This is a genomic window from Arthrobacter sp. B0316-1-20 (assembly GCF_059091865.1).
On the sequence record NZ_JBNHHC010000009.1, the window covers coordinates 215467 to 231451 of the forward strand.

Annotated in this window: 14 protein-coding genes; 12 read left to right on the top strand and 2 right to left on the bottom strand. The window is 68.6% G+C overall.

The window, feature by feature from the left end; genetic code table 11:
* Positions 1 to 7 precede the first annotated feature (7 nt).
* Both AC5RW2_RS17015 and AC5RW2_RS17020 read left to right on the top strand, forming a co-directional pair.
* On the top strand, positions 8 to 994 hold the full coding sequence (locus AC5RW2_RS17015; protein WP_494024444.1) for an amino acid ABC transporter permease: 987 nt from the start codon (positions 8 to 10) through the stop codon (positions 992 to 994).
* Positions 991 to 1866: an amino acid ABC transporter ATP-binding protein gene (locus AC5RW2_RS17020; protein WP_494024445.1), complete on the top strand. Its 876-nt coding sequence runs from the start codon at positions 991 to 993 to the stop codon at positions 1864 to 1866. Before AC5RW2_RS17015 ends, AC5RW2_RS17020 begins: the two co-directional genes overlap by 4 nt.
* Positions 1867 to 1963: 97 nt before the next feature.
* Here AC5RW2_RS17020 and AC5RW2_RS17025 read toward each other — a convergent pair whose 3' ends face one another.
* Positions 1964 to 2635, bottom strand: coding sequence for a DNA alkylation repair protein (locus AC5RW2_RS17025; protein WP_494074283.1), 672 nt, complete (start codon positions 2633 to 2635; stop codon positions 1964 to 1966).
* A 525-nt stretch (positions 2636 to 3160) separates the two neighbouring features.
* Between AC5RW2_RS17025 and AC5RW2_RS17030 the strand changes: the two genes are divergently transcribed.
* The 4 genes from AC5RW2_RS17030 (at position 3161) to AC5RW2_RS17045 (ending at position 6101) form a co-directional block, all read left to right on the top strand.
* Positions 3161 to 3295 (top strand): hypothetical protein, encoded by a 135-nt coding sequence (locus AC5RW2_RS17030; RefSeq protein WP_494002157.1) that lies wholly within the window; start codon positions 3161 to 3163, stop codon positions 3293 to 3295.
* Positions 3296 to 3300: 5 nt separating this feature from the next.
* On the top strand, positions 3301 to 4446 hold the full coding sequence (locus AC5RW2_RS17035) for a N(5)-(carboxyethyl)ornithine synthase (RefSeq protein ID WP_494024722.1): 1146 nt from the start codon (positions 3301 to 3303) through the stop codon (positions 4444 to 4446).
* 181 nt (positions 4447 to 4627) lie between these two features.
* Complete coding sequence (locus tag AC5RW2_RS17040) at positions 4628 to 5242, top strand: dTMP kinase (RefSeq protein ID WP_494024723.1); 615 nt, start codon at positions 4628 to 4630, stop codon at positions 5240 to 5242.
* A 217-nt stretch (positions 5243 to 5459) separates the two neighbouring features.
* Complete coding sequence (locus AC5RW2_RS17045) at positions 5460 to 6101, top strand: NAD(P)-dependent oxidoreductase (protein WP_494024724.1); 642 nt, start codon at positions 5460 to 5462, stop codon at positions 6099 to 6101.
* A gap of 132 nt (positions 6102 to 6233) precedes the next feature.
* On the opposite strand, the gene AC5RW2_RS17050 is transcribed toward AC5RW2_RS17045, so the two are convergent.
* Positions 6234 to 7202, bottom strand: coding sequence for a nuclease-related domain-containing protein (locus AC5RW2_RS17050; RefSeq protein ID WP_494024725.1), 969 nt, complete (start codon positions 7200 to 7202; stop codon positions 6234 to 6236).
* A gap of 154 nt (positions 7203 to 7356) precedes the next feature.
* Here AC5RW2_RS17050 and AC5RW2_RS17055 point away from each other — a divergent pair, with 154 nt between their 5' ends.
* The 6 genes from AC5RW2_RS17055 to AC5RW2_RS17080 all read left to right on the top strand — a co-directional run bounded on the left by AC5RW2_RS17055 (position 7357) and on the right by AC5RW2_RS17080 (position 15966).
* Complete coding sequence (locus AC5RW2_RS17055) at positions 7357 to 7758, top strand: hypothetical protein (protein WP_494074284.1); 402 nt, start codon at positions 7357 to 7359, stop codon at positions 7756 to 7758.
* On the top strand, positions 7755 to 9731 hold the full coding sequence (locus AC5RW2_RS17060) for an alpha/beta hydrolase (protein WP_494024727.1): 1977 nt from the start codon (positions 7755 to 7757) through the stop codon (positions 9729 to 9731). The genes AC5RW2_RS17055 and AC5RW2_RS17060 overlap by 4 nt, the downstream gene beginning before the upstream one ends.
* Positions 9732 to 9862: 131 nt before the next feature.
* Positions 9863 to 10366 (top strand): hypothetical protein, encoded by a 504-nt coding sequence (locus AC5RW2_RS17065; RefSeq protein ID WP_494074285.1) that lies wholly within the window; start codon positions 9863 to 9865, stop codon positions 10364 to 10366.
* Between the two features lie 229 nt (positions 10367 to 10595).
* On the top strand, positions 10596 to 12833 hold the full coding sequence (gene betT, locus AC5RW2_RS17070) for a choline BCCT transporter BetT (RefSeq protein ID WP_494074286.1): 2238 nt from the start codon (positions 10596 to 10598) through the stop codon (positions 12831 to 12833).
* Entirely contained in the window at positions 12830 to 14326 is a 1497-nt protein-coding gene (locus AC5RW2_RS17075) for an aldehyde dehydrogenase family protein (RefSeq protein WP_494074287.1), read from the top strand. The genes betT and AC5RW2_RS17075 overlap by 4 nt, the downstream gene beginning before the upstream one ends.
* Positions 14326 to 15966 (top strand): GMC family oxidoreductase, encoded by a 1641-nt coding sequence (locus AC5RW2_RS17080; protein ID WP_494024731.1) that lies wholly within the window; start codon positions 14326 to 14328, stop codon positions 15964 to 15966. The genes AC5RW2_RS17075 and AC5RW2_RS17080 overlap by 1 nt, the downstream gene beginning before the upstream one ends.
* Positions 15967 to 15985: the final 19 nt, after the last annotated feature.

A 15985-nucleotide genomic window follows, 5' to 3' on the forward strand; every position in this document is an offset into this window, starting at 1 on the left:
GGCGCAGATGAGCCAAGCGCTCCGACGCAGCAATCGGCCCAGGCAGCTGAGCGGGCCCGACGGCACCGCCGTGACCGTGGTCCCGCTCCGCCACCCCGAGCGGTGGATTCTGGGGACGCTGGCCGTGGTGGTCTTCGCCTGGCTGGCCTTCACGCTGGCCACCAACCCCAACATCCGCTGGGGCAAGGTCGCCGAGTACCTCTTCTTCCCCAAGATTATCGACGGGATCTGGGTCACCCTGATGATCTCCGTGCTCGCCACGGTGCTCGGGCTGGTCCTCGGCGTCTTGCTGGCAGTCATGAAGCTCTCGCACAACCCAGTGCTGAACTGGCTATCCACGCTGTACATCTGGTTCTTCCGCGGCACCCCCGTGCTGGTGCAGCTGATCTTCTGGTACAACCTGGCCTTCCTGTTCCCGTCGCTGATCATCCAGGTCCCGTTCACCAACATCGGCTATATGTGGAACACCAATGACGTGATGACCGGGTTCAACGCGGCGTTGCTCGGGCTAGGGCTGAACCTTGCGGCGTACTTCGCTGAAACGGTGCGCGCCGGCATCCAGGCCGTCGACGCCGGCCAAAGCGAGGCCGCGTATGCGCTCGGCATGACCCCGGGCAAGCGGATGCGGAAGATCGTGCTGCCGCAGGCGCTGCGCATCATCATCCCGCCCACCGGCAACGAGTTCATCTCTATGCTTAAGACCACGTCGCTGGTGTACGTCGTCGCGGGCAACGACCTGATGACCAACGCCAGTCAGATCTACAAGCAGAACAACCTGATCATGGAACTGCTGATCGTTGCCTCGCTCTGGTACATGGTCATGACCGCCATCGCAACCTTTTTTCAGTCCAAGCTCGAGGCCCGTTTCGGAGCCGACGCCGTGCGTCTGGTCCGCAGGCCGGGCTTCCTGCTCAAGACCGTTACAGCCAAGAGAACGACGGCGGAACCGCGCGCGGCGGATGATGTCGCCACGGCCGGAAAGGATCTCCCATGACTACCGAACCCAACAGCCTTTCCGCCTCCCCTGCACCTCGCGCCGGCGAACCTGTCTCCGCGTCATCCCCCGCGACGGCCGCCGGCGGTACCGCCTCCACGGCTCGGGCGCACAAGCTGCATGTGGAATCCCACGGCGTCACCAAGTCCTTCGGCGCCCACCAGGTGCTCACCGGCGTGGACTTCACGGTTGCCGCCGGCGAGGTCAGCTGCATCGTCGGGCCCTCCGGCTCGGGCAAGTCCACCTTCCTGCGCTGCCTGAATGCGCTGGAGGCGTACGACGACGGCACGCTGCTGGTCCACGGGCGGCACGTCGGGTACGAGTATCGGAATGGACGCTACTACGAGTGGACCCCCAAGCAGTTCGCCGCGTTCCGCTCGCGCATAGGCATGGTCTTCCAGCGTTTCAACCTCTTCGGGCACCTGACTGCCGAGGAAAACGTCGCCTGCGCGCTGACCGAGGTCCGAGGCGTCTCCAAGTCCGCCGCCCGCACCCGGGCACTGCATGAACTGGCGAAGGTGGGCCTGGCCGACCATTCGCAGAAACGCCCGCACCAGCTTTCCGGCGGACAGCAACAGCGCGTGGCGATTGCGCGCGCTCTGGCCATGGACCCCGAAATCATGCTCTTCGACGAACCCACTTCCGCACTGGATCCGGAGTTGGTCGAGGAAGTCCTTGAGGCGATGAAGGCACTCGCCCGTGCAGGCATGACCATGGTGGTGGTCACCCACGAGATGGGCTTCGCACGTGAGGTTGCCGATACCGTTCATTTCTTCGATGCCGGGACCATCGTCGAATCCGGCGCGCCGGCTGATGTGCTCGCCAACCCGCAGATGGAGAGGACGAAGGCGTTCTTGGCGAAGGTGCTGTAGACGCCTGCGGTTGACCTTCGAGTCGCCGTCGCCGCCTAAGATCCGCTGAGGGGGCGGCTCCGGTGCGGGTCTTCGCAACGGCGCCGCTAACGAGCGCTCAGGCTTTGGCCTGCCGGCTCACCATCTCGTTGATCCAGGCAGGCGCATACGGGGACGTGCAGTTCGGCGGCGTCGGGTAGTCCTTGAGCACCCCGAGGCGTTCGCCGATGTTGATCGCGCGGGCGCGGTGCTCGGCGTGGTCGATGCCGATCTGGGCGAGGGTGTGGTTCATGGCCCACTGGAGGCGGTCCGGCGCGTCCTTCATCTCGGCCTCGACGGTGTCCAGCAGTCCCTCGAGGTCCAGGCCCTCGGGCTTTTTCGCCACCCGTTCGGTGGTCAGCGCCCACCCGGCGCTGGCGACGACCGGATCCGCGTCGCCGGTCCAGGCCACGCGCAGCTCCTCGGCGTGCGGGCTCTTCTTGACCACGTAGTTGACCAGCCAGTCGTGCACCTTGGGCGCGCGCGCCTCGCGCAGCATGGCGTCCAGTTCGTCGGGTCCGAAATCCTTCGGCCGGCAGATCAGCAGGGCCAGTAGCCGAGCCGCCGTGTTGCCCGTGGCCCACAGCCCGCGCGCCAAGTCCTGCTGGGTCTTCAACCGCTTGGCGACGGCGCGCAGCTTGCCGAGGTTCACGCCGTGGTCGTCGCCGCGCTTCTCATTCGCCTCGCGCACCTTCGGATCCTCCAGCGCGGCCAGCTCGGCCATCACCTCGGTTATCGTCGTCTCGGACATCCACCCTCCCGGTTACTCACGTCTGAGATCCAGCGTAGTGGTGTTTCCATCACGGGCTCTCAGGTGCTCCAGTTCCACGCCTCAGGGCTCTGGTGCTCCAAGCCTCGCGGGGCTCTGGGGCTCCAAGCCTCGCGGGGCTCTGGTGCTTGAGGCCGCTTTGCCCTGGTGCTTCGAGCCTCGCGGCCCCTGCCATGTCCCAATGCAGAAGCACCCGCGTCGAAAGCGGCCCATATCCGACAAGACGACGACTTTATCGGCCGCCTTCGGCGTTATCGGCCGCTCTCGACGTCTCCGGCCGCTGTCGATGGGACCAGGACTCAGGACGGCCCCGCGACGGCGCACCCCTACCGTCGTCTTCGGCTGCAGCTGGATTGCCGTCCCATTCCCGCCGCCGTGCCACAACGTGCACCGCCGACGGTCACCGGAGCACCTGCCTGACGCGCGATGGCGTATGGTCAGGAGTACGGAGCACGTCTGTGCTCCCGTTAAGGCGCAGCATTCTTCGCTGGCGCCAAGGAGGCACTCATGGCCGACAAATCTCCCCGACAGACCGCATCGAAGAAATCGGGCAAGTCCATCAAGGAAAAGCGCAGCGACAAGAAGGCCAAGGCTGCCGGCGCGGCAGCCTCGGAGACCCTGACCACTATCAAGAAGCGCTGAGGCTTTTGACTCTGCTCTCGCTCGGAGTCCTGGCAACGACGCGAAAGCCCGATGAGCGCAGGCTGGCCCTCCATCCTGCGCACATCGAGCGCCTCGACGCCGACCTCCGCGAGCGGATCATCCTCGAACGGGGCTACGGCGAGCGCTTCGGCGTGTCCGACGCGCACCTGGAACAACTGGTGGGACGCATGGCGCCGCGCGAGGAACTCATTGCAGCAGCGGACGTGGTGGTGCTGCCCAAGCCGCAGCCGGAAGACCTTGCCGAACTCCGCGACGGCCAAATCCTCTGGGGCTGGCCGCACTGCGTCCAGGACCGCGCCATCACCCAGTTGGCCATCGACAAGCGGCTGACGCTGATCGCCTTCGAAGCCATGAACCATTGGGCCGCGGACGGCAGATTCGCCCTCCACGTCTTCCATAAGAACAACGAGATGGCCGGCTACTGCTCGGTCCTGCATGCTCTGGAGCTGGCAGGATCCACCGGCGACTACGGCCGCCCGCTCACCGCCGTCGTCATTGGTTTCGGAGCCACCGCCCGCGGCGCGGTCACCGCGCTGAACGCGCACGGCATCCACGACGTGCAAGTCCTGACCAACCGCGCGGCGGCCGCCGTCGGATCCCCGATCCACTCCGCGCGGATCACCCAGTTCGACCAGGACGCCACCGCCCCGCACCTCAGCCACGTCATCACCGACGACGACGGACGGGTGCCGCTGGCTCCCTTCCTTGCCGAGCGGGACATCGTGGTCAATTGCACGCTGCAAGATCCCAACAACCCGCTGATCTACCTCGACGAGGCGGATCTGGACGGCTTCCGGCCGGGCAGCCTGATCGTCGATGTCTCCTGCGACGAAGGCATGGGCTTCAGCTGGGCGAAGATGACGACCTTTGCCGAACCCACGTTCGAGGTCGGCGACCACGTGAGCTACTACGCCGTGGACCACACGCCGTCGTACCTGTGGAATTCCGCGACCTGGGAGATCAGCACGGCCCTGATCCCGTTCCTGCGCACCGTGATGGGCGGCCCCGGCAGCTGGCTCGAGGACGACACGATCAGCCGGGCCATCGAAATCCGCGACGGCGTCATCGCCAACCCGGCGGTCCTCGCCTTCCAGAACCGCTCGGAAGACTACCCGCACCTGCCTGCCTGAATTTCGCGGTACCGATCGCCCCATAGGGACGACGACGGCGCTCACGTGCCGCCGTCGTCTTTCTGGCTCGGAGCCCCTCGCCTGCTCGGCATGTCTCAGCAAATTCACAGCCCGACCGGGCATCGATCCCGGCCGCGCGTGCGTTGTTGAGGAGACATCACCACAGGAGAGCAGGGAATTTTTGCCCACGGAAACCGGACTCGGCCCGCGGCGGCACCCGCGGAGAACCGTCGTTATCCTCGGCATCGACGGAGCCGGGAAGACGACGGCCGCGGCCTCGCTGGTCGAAGTTGAGCGGGCGGCGGGCCGTTACGCGCAGTTAGTGCGCAACCCGGCCGGACGGCGCTGGCTGACCCGGGCAGCTGCACGCCTCGGCATCGGCATTACTCCGCGCTGGGCCGACCGGTTCGAGTCGATGGTGCGCATTGTGAACGTGCTGGCTGCCCACCTCCGGGCGGCAGCCTTCCGCGGGACCACGGTGATGGACCGGCACCTGCACTGCCAGCAGGTCCTTCGTGACGTGCGCGGCCTGCCGCCGGGAGGCGTCCTGCCTTGGTTGGTGCGAGCCCTGCCTCGGCCAGACGCCGTCGTGCTGCTGGATCTGCCCGCCGAGGCCGCGCACACCCGGATCATCGCGCGGGGCGAGGATTCCGAGTCGGCGGACTACCTGCTGGCGGCACGCAACGTCTACCTGCGAAGGGCCGGGTCCTTGGACTGGCAGGTCGTCGACGCGGTTGGGTCCCGCAGCGACGTCCTGCGCCGCGTCATGGAGGCTGTGTCCCCGCCTGCCACCTAGCTGGGCCTCCCGGCCCATGCCCTCACTTGCCCGCCTAACGACGACGACGGCAGGCCCTGACTGAGCGGGCGGTCGCCTCCGCGGCACTTACGGCCGGCCGGGGAGCGGGCGGTCCGTCGCCTAGAGGCACTCGCGTCGGAATAAGTTGATGCTTCAATCGATTGGACTTAGCAGAGGCCAAGCCTTTTGAAAGTCATCACGCCAACGTAAGGACAGCATGAAGATCGGAATCATCGGAGCCACGGGCAACGCCGGACGCGCCCTCTTCCACGAGTCGGCCAAGCGCGGCCACCAGACAACAGCCATCGTCCGGAGCGCCGCCAAGGCCGGGGACGTTCTCGGCGCGGACGCCGCGGTACTGGAACGCGACGCTTTCTCCCTCGGCGCCGAAGACCTTGCAGCCTTCGACGTCGTCGTCAATGCGTTCGGCACGGCTCCGCACGAGGCCTACCGGCACGTTGACCTGGCCCGCTCGCTGGTCGAGCTCGCCGGGGAAACCACACCCCGCCTGGTCTTCATCCTGGGCGCCGGCAGCCTGACCACCGGCGACGACGACCACCTGTTCGTCGAGGACATCCGCAACATCCCCGGCGCCGAGGCCTGGATCTCCATCCCGGAGAACCAGCTGAAGGAGCTCGAATACCTGCGCGGTGTCACGGACGTCGACTGGGTCGGCGTGTCCCCCTCGGCGCTGTTCATGCCCGGCGACGCCACCGCCCCGGTGCTGGGCAACGACCGGCTCCTGTATGCCGGCGACGGCGAATCGCACACCACCACCGGCACGATGGCCGTGGCCATCCTGGACGAGATCGAAAAGCCCGCGCACCGGCAGACCCGCTTTACGGTCAGCGACAGCTAAACCTCCCCAGCCACAACACGACGGCCGCCGCAGCTGGTCCGGCCCGGGCATCCTGTCCGGTCGCAGGCAGCTCGGCCGCCGTCGTTCACCGTCTCGACAGGCCCTTGTCCTCGCGCCCCGCGCGCTGGAAGATCAGTGCCGGTGCCCGCGGCCGGTCCGGCGCGTACCGGTACCGGCCGGTGCTTTCTTCTGCATGGCAAGCAGCCTCGCCAGCGCGTAGCGGTTCACCGTTCCCGCCTTCTGCCCCTGCAGCAGCCAGTGGCCGATGCCGTCGACGCCGGCCTGCACCCCCGTGATGGGGATGCCGGTGGGAGAAATCTGGTGCCCGGGCGTGAACGTGATCGGGCCCGGCGCATTCGGATGGGCAATAACGTGGCAGGCCACCTCGGCCGCAACCCCGGCCGTGCGCGGGTCGGTCTGCACAACGTCCATGTGGATGGTCCGCCGCCTGAACCCGCGCGGATGGACGGAGGCCAGCGTCTCCCGGTCGAGCCACTGGTATTGCCCGGGTTTCCAGAATTTGGAGTCGATATAGACCACCCGGTCCCCGTTGATGACGGCGTGGTCGATGTCCGCCACGTGGCTGCCCGGGAAGCGCAGCCCGTGGAAGATCCGGGTCCCGGGAATGGCCAGCAGGGTCTCCAGTGCCTGCGCCGTCCACCGCTCGCCTTCCGCGCCCTTGGCGATGTCCTCGCGCCGGAACCGGGACCAACCGCCCGACAAGGCCGCGCCGCCCTGGCCGAAGACCAGTTGCCGGGCAACCTTTTTCGGCGCCGCCTTGCCCCAGTGCCTGCCAATCGCGCCAAGGCCCAGGAAACAGGCTGCCGTCAGGACGACGGCGACCGGCAACTGAGGGGGAGCATCGCCTAATGCGGCGCTGGCCAGCATCGAGACGATCACCAATGACTGTCCGAAACCGATCAGTAAGAGGACGACGACGACCACAACGCGAAGGCCGTTGTAGCTGCGGCCGATGCGCTCCGCGGGCGCGGGCTGGTTCCGCCACGACAGCTGGCCCGGATCGAATTCCATGAACGGCGAATACAGGGTTTCGGGTCCAGTCGGCCGGTGGGCGGCCCCCCACTGTTCCGGACGTTCCATGCAACCTCCCCGGATCTATTCAGCAAGGAGCCCCAGTATGTCTCCGCCCCGCGCCGGGGGCCAGGGTTCCGGGCCCTGAAGCCGCCGGAACTACCAAATCGATAAACCATGGGGAGTCGTCCCCATTCAGTTCCGCGGCGCCGCATGCAACAGTGTGAGGGAAACGGTTAAGCGGGAGGGCGGCGGGATGGGCAGCTGGCGGATCAATCCGAGGCAGCTCCACATGATTCTGGTGGACGTGGCCGCGGACGGCCAGTCGTTGGACAAGGCGGCAGGCGACACGGCGGCGGCAGGCGACGAGGCGGCGTCGTCGTTCGGCAGCGCCACGGAGGTGGCCGACGCGTTCGCGGGGTTCTGGTCGCCGCGGCGGGACGTGGGCCACCGGATTGCCGGCCTCGTGTACAACAAGTCGCGGGTCGTGGCCGAAACCGCGGAGCTGTTCGTCGAGGCGGACGGGCGGATGTCCGCAGACGCCGCCGCTTTCGCCGAGTCCCTGAATGCCGGCCACTCGGCCGTCCTTACCCCGCGCGGCTTCGGGCGGGTGCCGCAGCCGTGACGGTGCGGCTGGGCAGCGTCCCGGAGATCAACGTCCCCTGGGACCGGCTCGGCGATGCGGTCCGGGAGATGTCCCTGCGCGCCGCGTCTGCGGCAAACTACCTGGTCGATGCCGGTGCCGCTTGGGCCGGGCTGAGCGTCGCCTATCAGCAACCGGACACCGAACTGGAGGTCCACTCCGCCCTGAACGAGCTGGAGGGTCCCTCGCAGGAATGGACCGCGGCGCTGGCCGCCGCCCGGGAAGCCGTCACGGCCTTCGTCGCCTCCGGCCGGGCGCTGCAGGCGGAGGCCGAAGAACTCGCGGCGGCACGCCCCGGCCTGGCCAGGGCGCTGAAGGATGCCGGTTCACAGGAGGGCGACGAGGCGGACCAAGCGGAGCAGCGGGCGGAGGCCTTCAACGGACGCGTCCGCTCCCTGCGGGCCGACTGGCAGGCGCTGACCGCGGAAACCGCCGCCGCCCTGCGGGCCATCGGCGGCGGAACCGTCGACTCGCTGCCGCCCACCCCGCTGCTGGCCGCCGGTCCGTCCTCCCCGCCGTGGGCCCACTTCACCAGCGGTCTCGACGAGCGGTTCGGCCCGCTGACGCCGGAGTCGTACCTGCCGTCCCTGGCCGGCCTGACCGACGAGGAACTGCGGGCCTGGGCCGCGGCCAACCCCGAGGGTGCCGCCCTGCTGGCCGCCCACAAACTGCCCGCGTGGCGGATGCCCGGCTCGTCCGAGGCCGTCATGGCGGAGGCGATGGCCGGCGACGCCGCGCTGACCGAGGGCGGGATTGCGGGAATCCGCGAGGCCTGGCTCACCCTGGCGCCGGCCGAACAGGAACGGATGCTGCTGCTCTACCCCGCGGTGTTCGGGAGCCTGAACGGCATCCCCTTCGCCAGCCGGATCCGGGCCAACACCATCACCGCCGCCGGCTACCGCGAAACCGCGGTGTCCCGGCAGGCACAGCTGGGCCCACAGCCCGACCTCAGCGACTACCTCGCGGCCGCGGGGAATCAGCAGGGCCACCCGCGGATGGTCTACCAGCGGGCCTACCGGCAGTACACCGCCGACCTCGAGACCTGGCAGGCCGAACACGACCGGCTGGCAACGCTGAGGACGGGACTGGACTACGCCGTCGGCCATCAATCCCAGGTGGTCCTGGTCAGCCTGGACGGCGACGGCAGGATCGTCACCATGAACGGCACCCTGACGCCGGACACCAGGACGGTGGCCGCCCTGGTCCCGGGCACCGGCGCCGACCTGAGTCAGCTGGAGGCCTACTCGGCCCGGCTCGACGCGGTGAACGGCGAACCGCCCGCCGGCACGGTCTCCTTCTACTGGCAGGGCACCGACTTGCCGGATGAGGTCCCCGACAACATCACCACCTCGTTCAACGAGCGGGGCGGGCCCCTGCTGGCCGCCTTCGACCACGCCCTCGACCTCGAGACCCGGCCCGACGCCCGCACCACGTACATCGGCTACAGCGCCGGCGGCTCGCTGCTGGGCACCGCCGAACGCGAGGGCCTGGATTCCACCAACATCGTCTACGTCGCACCGGCCGGCACCGGACACAACGTGGGCAGCCCCGCGGACACCGCCAACCCCGAGGCACACCGCTACTGGCTGCAGACCCGCGACGACCCCATCAGCGCGGCCCAGCTCCTCGGCGGCGGCTACCACGGAGCGTCGTTCTGGCGCGGCGGCAGCCCCACCGTCATGGACCCGGTCCGGCTCGAGACCGGCTTCCTGAGACCGGAGGACCCGGACTCGCTGATGAACGGGCACACCGACTACTTCTGGCCGGGCTCCACCTCGGCCACCAACATCCAGGGCGTCGTCGAAGGCACCAGCGTCAGCACGTTTGTCGAGGACCGAATCCAGCAAACCTACTCCCCCTACGGCCCGCTGATCACCAGCCCGCTCGAGCAGGATCCCGAGGACTACGCATATGGCAACCTTGAAACCGTGACGGTCGAAAGTCTGGAGAAATGAACATGCGGGCTCGCTCCCCCTGGCACCGCCCGGCCCGGCCGCGCGGCGAAGAACGACGGCGGCGACCCGGTTCCGCCGCCGCCCTCACCGCGACTGCCACCCTTTCCGCCGTCATTTTAGGAGGCTGCGCCATGCCGCAGGAGAACCAGTCGCAGGAGATACAACCGACGTCGCAGGACTACGGCCGCCAGCTCGAGCAGCTGCTCCCCCAGGCGATCGCCGAGGCGTCCACCGCCGCCGACCTGAAGGTCAGCCTGCTGCGCGAACAAACCTGCCTGCGACCCGAGGACGAACAACCGCAGACCCAGACCGCCTGGATCGCCCGGGCCACCGGCAAGGTAGCGGACGCGGACCAGGCCAACGCAGCCCTCGACGCCGCCGCCGGCTACCTGACCGCGCATGGCTGGGAGCAAAAGAACGAGGCCACTGCCGAAACCGGCGACGTCCGCACGCTCTACTTCCGCAACGGCGACCTCGGCGCCACCGCCGCGCACCACGTGGCCGGCGGTGTGGGCGCCGTCGTCCTCTCCTTCACCAGCCCCTGCCTGGAGCACCCCGAGGACCACCGGATGATCCGCTCGGAGCAGGATCCGGAGTTCGGGATGAACAGCCAGTACTACGACGACGGCGCCTGAAGCATCCCCTTCTGGTGGCGCCCCACTGACCTCCCGTAAACAGAACACGCGGGGCAATCGACGTGAACCTCGCCACTTCATGAGGTGATCCTCCTCACTTAGTTCATGTGCTATACGCGCGCAGGCTGGTCACTTCCTGCTCTTGCTAGCGTCGAAAGTTGCCCTCACCCGGCCAAGACAACAGCGAGACCGCGACCAGCACTCCTACGATGCGAGGTACGAGACCGATATGAGTACGCCGCCCGAAACTGACGAGCCTAAGCTCAACGGCGAAGACAGTAACCGCCCGGCGCCGGTGCCCGGAGCCGCCCCACCGGAGTCCCCCGCCGGCAGCGACGCCGCCGAACCGCGGACTCGGGTCAACTGGACCGTCTTCATCGGTTCCGCGGCGGGCGTCCTCGGCATCGCGCTGTGGGCCATCCTGGACCGCGAATCGGCCGACGCGGTGATTGGCACCGCCGTCGCGTGGGTGGGCGAGACCTTCGGCTGGTGGTACTCACTGATCGTCGTCGCCGTCCTGGCGTTCGTCCTCTTCGTGGCCGTCTCCCGGGTGGGCAAGACCCGGTTGGGGCCCGACCATTCGCGCCCGACCTTCAACCTCTTCACGTGGACCGCGATGCTCTTCGCCGCGGGCATCGGTATCGACCTGATGTTCTTCTCGGTCGCGGAGCCGGTCACTCAGTATCTGGCACCGCCGACGGGCGACGGCTCCACGGTCGAGGCCGCCCGGCAGGCCGTGGTCTGGACCCTGTTCCACTACGGCATCCTCGGCTGGGGCCTCTACGCCCTGATGGGGCTGGCCCTGGGCTACTTTGCCTTCCGGCACAACCTGCCGCTCAGCATCCGCTCGGCGCTCTACCCCATCCTCGGCAAGCGGATCCACGGGCCGGTGGGCCACGCCGTCGATATTGCCGCCATGCTCGGCACCATCTTCGGCATTGCCACCAGCCTGGGCATCGGCGTCGCGCAGCTCAACTACGGCCTGAGCTTCCAGTTCGGCATCCCGGAGAACACGGTGGTGCAGATCGCCCTCATCGCGGTGGCTGTGCTGATGGCGACCATCTCCGTGCTCACCGGGATCGAAAAGGGCATCCGCCGGCTGTCCGAACTCAACGTCATCCTGGCGATCGCCCTGATGGTCTTTATCCTGATCACCGGCTCCACCCGGTTCCTGCTGGACGGAATCGTGACCAACATCGGCGACACGCTCTCCCGCTTCCCGTCGATGGCACTGGACACCTTCGCCTACGACCGGCCCGACGAGTGGCTAAACGGCTGGACGCTGTTCTTCTGGGCCTGGTGGATCGCCTGGGCTCCCTTCGTGGGCCTGTTCCTGGCGCGCATCTCGCGCGGACGCACGCTGCGCGAGTTCGTCGTCGGGGTGCTGGTGGTGCCGTTCGCGTTCATCCTGCTGTGGATCTCCATCTTCGGCAACAGCGCCCTCGAGATCGTGATGGGCGGCAACGCCGCGTTCGGCGAGGTGGCCATGAGCCAGCCGGAGCGGGCCTTCTACGGGCTGCTGGAGCAGTACCCCATGGCGCCGCTCAGTGCCGCGATCGCCACCTTCACCGGCCTGCTGTTCTACGTCACCAGCGCCGACTCGGGTGCCCTGGTGATGAGCAACTTCACCTCCTATCTCAAGGACGCCGATTCCGACGGCCCCAAGTGGCTGCGCGTCTTCTGGTCCGTCGCCACCGGCCTGCTGACCCTGGCCATGCTGCTGGTGGGCGGGGTGCCCACGCTGCAGAGCGCCACCGTCATCATGGGCCTGCCGTTCTCGGTGGTGCTGGTCTTCATCATGCTCGGCCTCTACAAGGCGCTGCGGCTGGAAACGGCCCTCGCGGACAGCTACCAGGCCGGCCTGCACTCCGTGCTGAACTCCCGCACTAACGTGCCGCACGGGGCGGACGGACGCCGTGGCTGGCGCCAGCGCCTGGCCCGGGCCATGAACTACCCGGGCCGTCGGCAGGCCCAGCGCTTCGTGGCCGAGGTCGCCATGCCCGCGCTCAATGACGTCCGCACCGACCTCGCCGCCCGCGGGCTGGAGGCCACGCTGAAGACCAGCACCGTCGATGCCTTCGGGATCGACACCGCGGACCTTTGCGTGGAGCTCGACGGCGAACGCACCTTCAAGTACCAGATCTATCCGGTGCAGAACGACGTCCCGTCCTATGCGCGCTCCTCCGCCGCCGGCGGCAAGTACTACCGCATCGAGGTGTTCTCGCTCGAGGGCAGCCACGGCTACGACCTCATGGGGTACAGCAAGGACGAGGTCATCGCCGACGTGCTGGACCACTACGAGGTGCACCTCGAGTTCCTGCACCAGCACCGCGCGACGCTGCCCTACAGCACCGCCGCCGAAAACGTCCCGCCCAAGGCGGACTGGGAAACCGATTACGACACCGTCGACGAACCCGTCGCCGCCGTCCCAGAACCCGTCGCCGCACTTTCGAAGGAGACACCATGACCACTACCGCCTCCACCCTGTTCATCAACGGCGCCTGGGAGCCGGCCGCCGACGGCGCCGTGCGCGAGATCCGCAATCCGGCCGACGGCCGGGTCGTCGCCACCGTGTCTGAGGCCGGCCGTGCCGACACCGAGCGGGCCATTGCCGCGGCCCGCGCCGCCTTCGACTCCGGCGTCTGGGCCGCCGTCCCGGCGCCCGAGCGGGGGGACTTCCTGCTCAAGGTGGCCGCCGGGCTGCGCGAGCGCCGCGAGGAGTTCGCCCGCGCCGAGTCGCTGGACACCGGCAAGCGGATCGTCGAAAGCCGCATGGACATGGACGACATCGCCGCCTCCTTCGAGTACTTCGGCAAGATCGCCTCGCAGCAGGCCGGCCGTGTGGTCGACGCCGGGGACCCCGCCGTCGTCAGCCGGATCGTCTACGAGCCGGTGGGCGTCTGCGGCATGATCACGCCCTGGAACTACCCGCTGCTGCAGGCCGCGTGGAAGATCGCGCCCGCGCTGGCCGCCGGCTGCACCTTCGTGCTCAAGCCAGCCGAGCTCACCCCATCCACGGCCATCCTGGCCATGGAACTGCTCAAGGACCTGGGCCTGCCCGACGGCGTCGCGAATCTGGTCACCGGCCCCGGCGCGGAGGCTGGAGCACCGCTCTCCGAGCACCCCGACGTCGACCTCGTCTCCTTCACCGGCGGCCTGGTGACCGGCAAGGTCGTCGCGGCGGCCGCCGCCGGCACCGTGAAGAAGGTGGCACTGGAACTCGGCGGCAAGAACCCGAACGTGGTGTTCGCCGACGCCGACTTCGACGCCGCCGTGGACAACGCCCTGAACGCGGCCTTCGTCCACTCCGGGCAGGTCTGCTCCGCCGGCGCGCGCCTGCTGGTCGAAGAGTCGATCGCGGAGCGCTTCGTGGACGAGCTCGTCCGCCGCGCCGAGGGCATCCGCCTGGGCGGCCCGTTCGACGAGGCCGCGGAAACCGGGCCGCTGATTTCGGCGGCACACCGGGAGAAGGTGGACGCCTACGTGAAGCGCGGTGTGGAAGAGGGCGCGCGGCTGCGCTGCGGCGGCGCCGCCCCGGAGGGCCCCGAGTACGACGACGGGTTCTACTACCTGCCCACCGTCCTGGACCGCGTGGAGCGGGGGATGTCCGTGGTTGTGGACGAAGCCTTCGGCCCGGTGGTGACCGTGGAGACCTTCCGTGACGAGGACGAGGCAGTGGCCACCGCCAACGACACGATCTACGGGTTGGCCGGAGCCGTCTGGACCCAGGACGCCGGCAAGGCCCAGCGCGTGGCCGGGCGGCTGCGCCACGGCACCATCTGGATCAACGACTTCCACCCCTACCTGCCGCAGGCCGAATGGGGCGGCTTCGGCCAGTCCGGCGTCGGCCGCGAGCTCGGCCCCACCGGCCTGGCCGAGTACCAGGAGTCCAAGCACATCTACCAGAACACCAGCCCGCAGGTGACCGGCTGGTTCGCTGACCACCGCAAGGAGAACTGATGCACATCGACAACGTCGAGAACCTCGTCGACCGGGAATTCGACTACATCGTCGTCGGCGGGGGATCCGCCGGCGCCGCCGTCGCCGCCCGCCTGAGCGAACACCCAGCGGTGTCCGTGGCGCTGGTCGAGGCCGGCCCGGACGACCGGGGCGTGCCCGAGGTCCTTCAGCTGGACCGCTGGATGGAGCTGCTCGAGTCCGGCTACGACTGGGACTACCCGATCGAGCCGCAGGAGAACGGCAACTCCTTCATGCGCCACTCGCGCGCGAAGGTCATGGGCGGTTGCTCCAGCCACAACTCCTGCATCGCCTTCTGGGCCCCGCGCGAGGACCTGGACGAGTGGGAGTCCAAGCACGGCGTCACCGGCTGGAACGCCGAGGCGGCCTGGCCGCTGTACAAGCGGCTGGAGACCAACGAGGACGCCGGCCCGGACGCCCCGCACCACGGCGACTCCGGCCCGGTGCACGTCATGAACGTCCCGCCGGCCGACCCGACCGGCGTCGCGCTGCTGGATGCCTGCGAACAGGCCGGCATCCCGCGCGCCAAGTTTAACGACGGCACCACCGTGGTCAACGGCGCCAACTTCTTCCAGATCAACCGCCGGGCCGACGGCACCCGCTCCTCCAGCTCGGTGTCCTACATCCACCCGATCATCGAGCGGGAAAACTTCACCCTGCTGACCGGGCTGCGCGCCCGCCGGCTGGTGATCGACGCGGACAAGCGCTGCACCGGCGTCGAGATCGTGGACAATGCCTTCGGCCGCACGCACACGCTGTCCGCGCGGCGCGAGGTAGTGCTGTCCACCGGCGCCATCGATTCGCCGAAGCTGCTGATGCTCTCCGGCATCGGGCCGGCCGCCCACCTCGCGGAGCACGGCATCGAGGTCCTGGTCGACTCCCCCGGCGTCGGCGAACACCTGCAGGACCACCCCGAGGGCGTGGTCCAGTTCGAGGCGAAGCAGCCGATGGTCACCGAATCCACCCAGTGGTGGGAGATCGGCATCTTCACGCCCACCGAGGAGGGCCTGGACCGCCCCGACCTGATGATGCACTACGGCTCCGTCCCGTTCGACATGAACACCCTGCGGCACGGCTACCCCACCACGGAGAACGGCTTCAGCCTCACCCCGAACGTCACGCACGCCCGCTCCCGCGGCACCGTCCGGCTGCGCAGCCGCGACTTCCGCGACAAGCCGATGGTCGACCCCCGGTACTTCACCGACCCCGAGGGCCACGACATGCGCGTGATGGTCGCCGGCATCCGCAAGGCCCGCGAGATCGCCGCGCAGCCGGCCATGGCCCCGTGGGCCGGCCGCGAGCTCTCGCCGGGCATCGAGGCGCAGACGGACGAGGAGCTGCAGGACTACATCCGCAAGACGCACAACACCGTCTACCACCCGGTCGGCACCGTCCGCATGGGCCCGGTGGACGACGTCATGTCGCCGCTGGACCCCGAGCTGCGGGTCAAGGGCGTCACCGGCCTGCGCGTGGCTGACGCATCGGTCATGCCCGAGCACGTGACGGTCAACCCCAACCTGACCGTGATGATGATCGGCGAACGCTGCGCCGACCTCATCCGCGGCAGCTTGGCCGCGGAAACAACGACGGCGGCGGCCGGCGCCGGCGCGGCGCACGCCTGATCGGCGGTTCGGCGATTCG

Coding starts and splice junctions, on each gene's coding strand:
- AC5RW2_RS17065 (WP_494074285.1), top strand. CDS start 9,863: ATGCCGCAGGAGAACCAGTCGCAGGAGATACAACCGACGTCGCAGGAC.
- AC5RW2_RS17015 (WP_494024444.1), top strand. CDS start 8: ATGAGCCAAGCGCTCCGACGCAGCAATCGGCCCAGGCAGCTGAGCGGG.
- AC5RW2_RS17050 (WP_494024725.1), bottom strand. CDS start 7,202: ATGGAACGTCCGGAACAGTGGGGGGCCGCCCACCGGCCGACTGGACCC.
- AC5RW2_RS17030 (WP_494002157.1), top strand. CDS start 3,161: ATGGCCGACAAATCTCCCCGACAGACCGCATCGAAGAAATCGGGCAAG.
- AC5RW2_RS17080 (WP_494024731.1), top strand. CDS start 14,326: ATGCACATCGACAACGTCGAGAACCTCGTCGACCGGGAATTCGACTAC.
- AC5RW2_RS17020 (WP_494024445.1), top strand. CDS start 991: ATGACTACCGAACCCAACAGCCTTTCCGCCTCCCCTGCACCTCGCGCC.
- AC5RW2_RS17025 (WP_494074283.1), bottom strand. CDS start 2,635: ATGTCCGAGACGACGATAACCGAGGTGATGGCCGAGCTGGCCGCGCTG.
- betT (WP_494074286.1), top strand. CDS start 10,596: ATGAGTACGCCGCCCGAAACTGACGAGCCTAAGCTCAACGGCGAAGAC.
- AC5RW2_RS17075 (WP_494074287.1), top strand. CDS start 12,830: ATGACCACTACCGCCTCCACCCTGTTCATCAACGGCGCCTGGGAGCCG.
- AC5RW2_RS17045 (WP_494024724.1), top strand. CDS start 5,460: ATGAAGATCGGAATCATCGGAGCCACGGGCAACGCCGGACGCGCCCTC.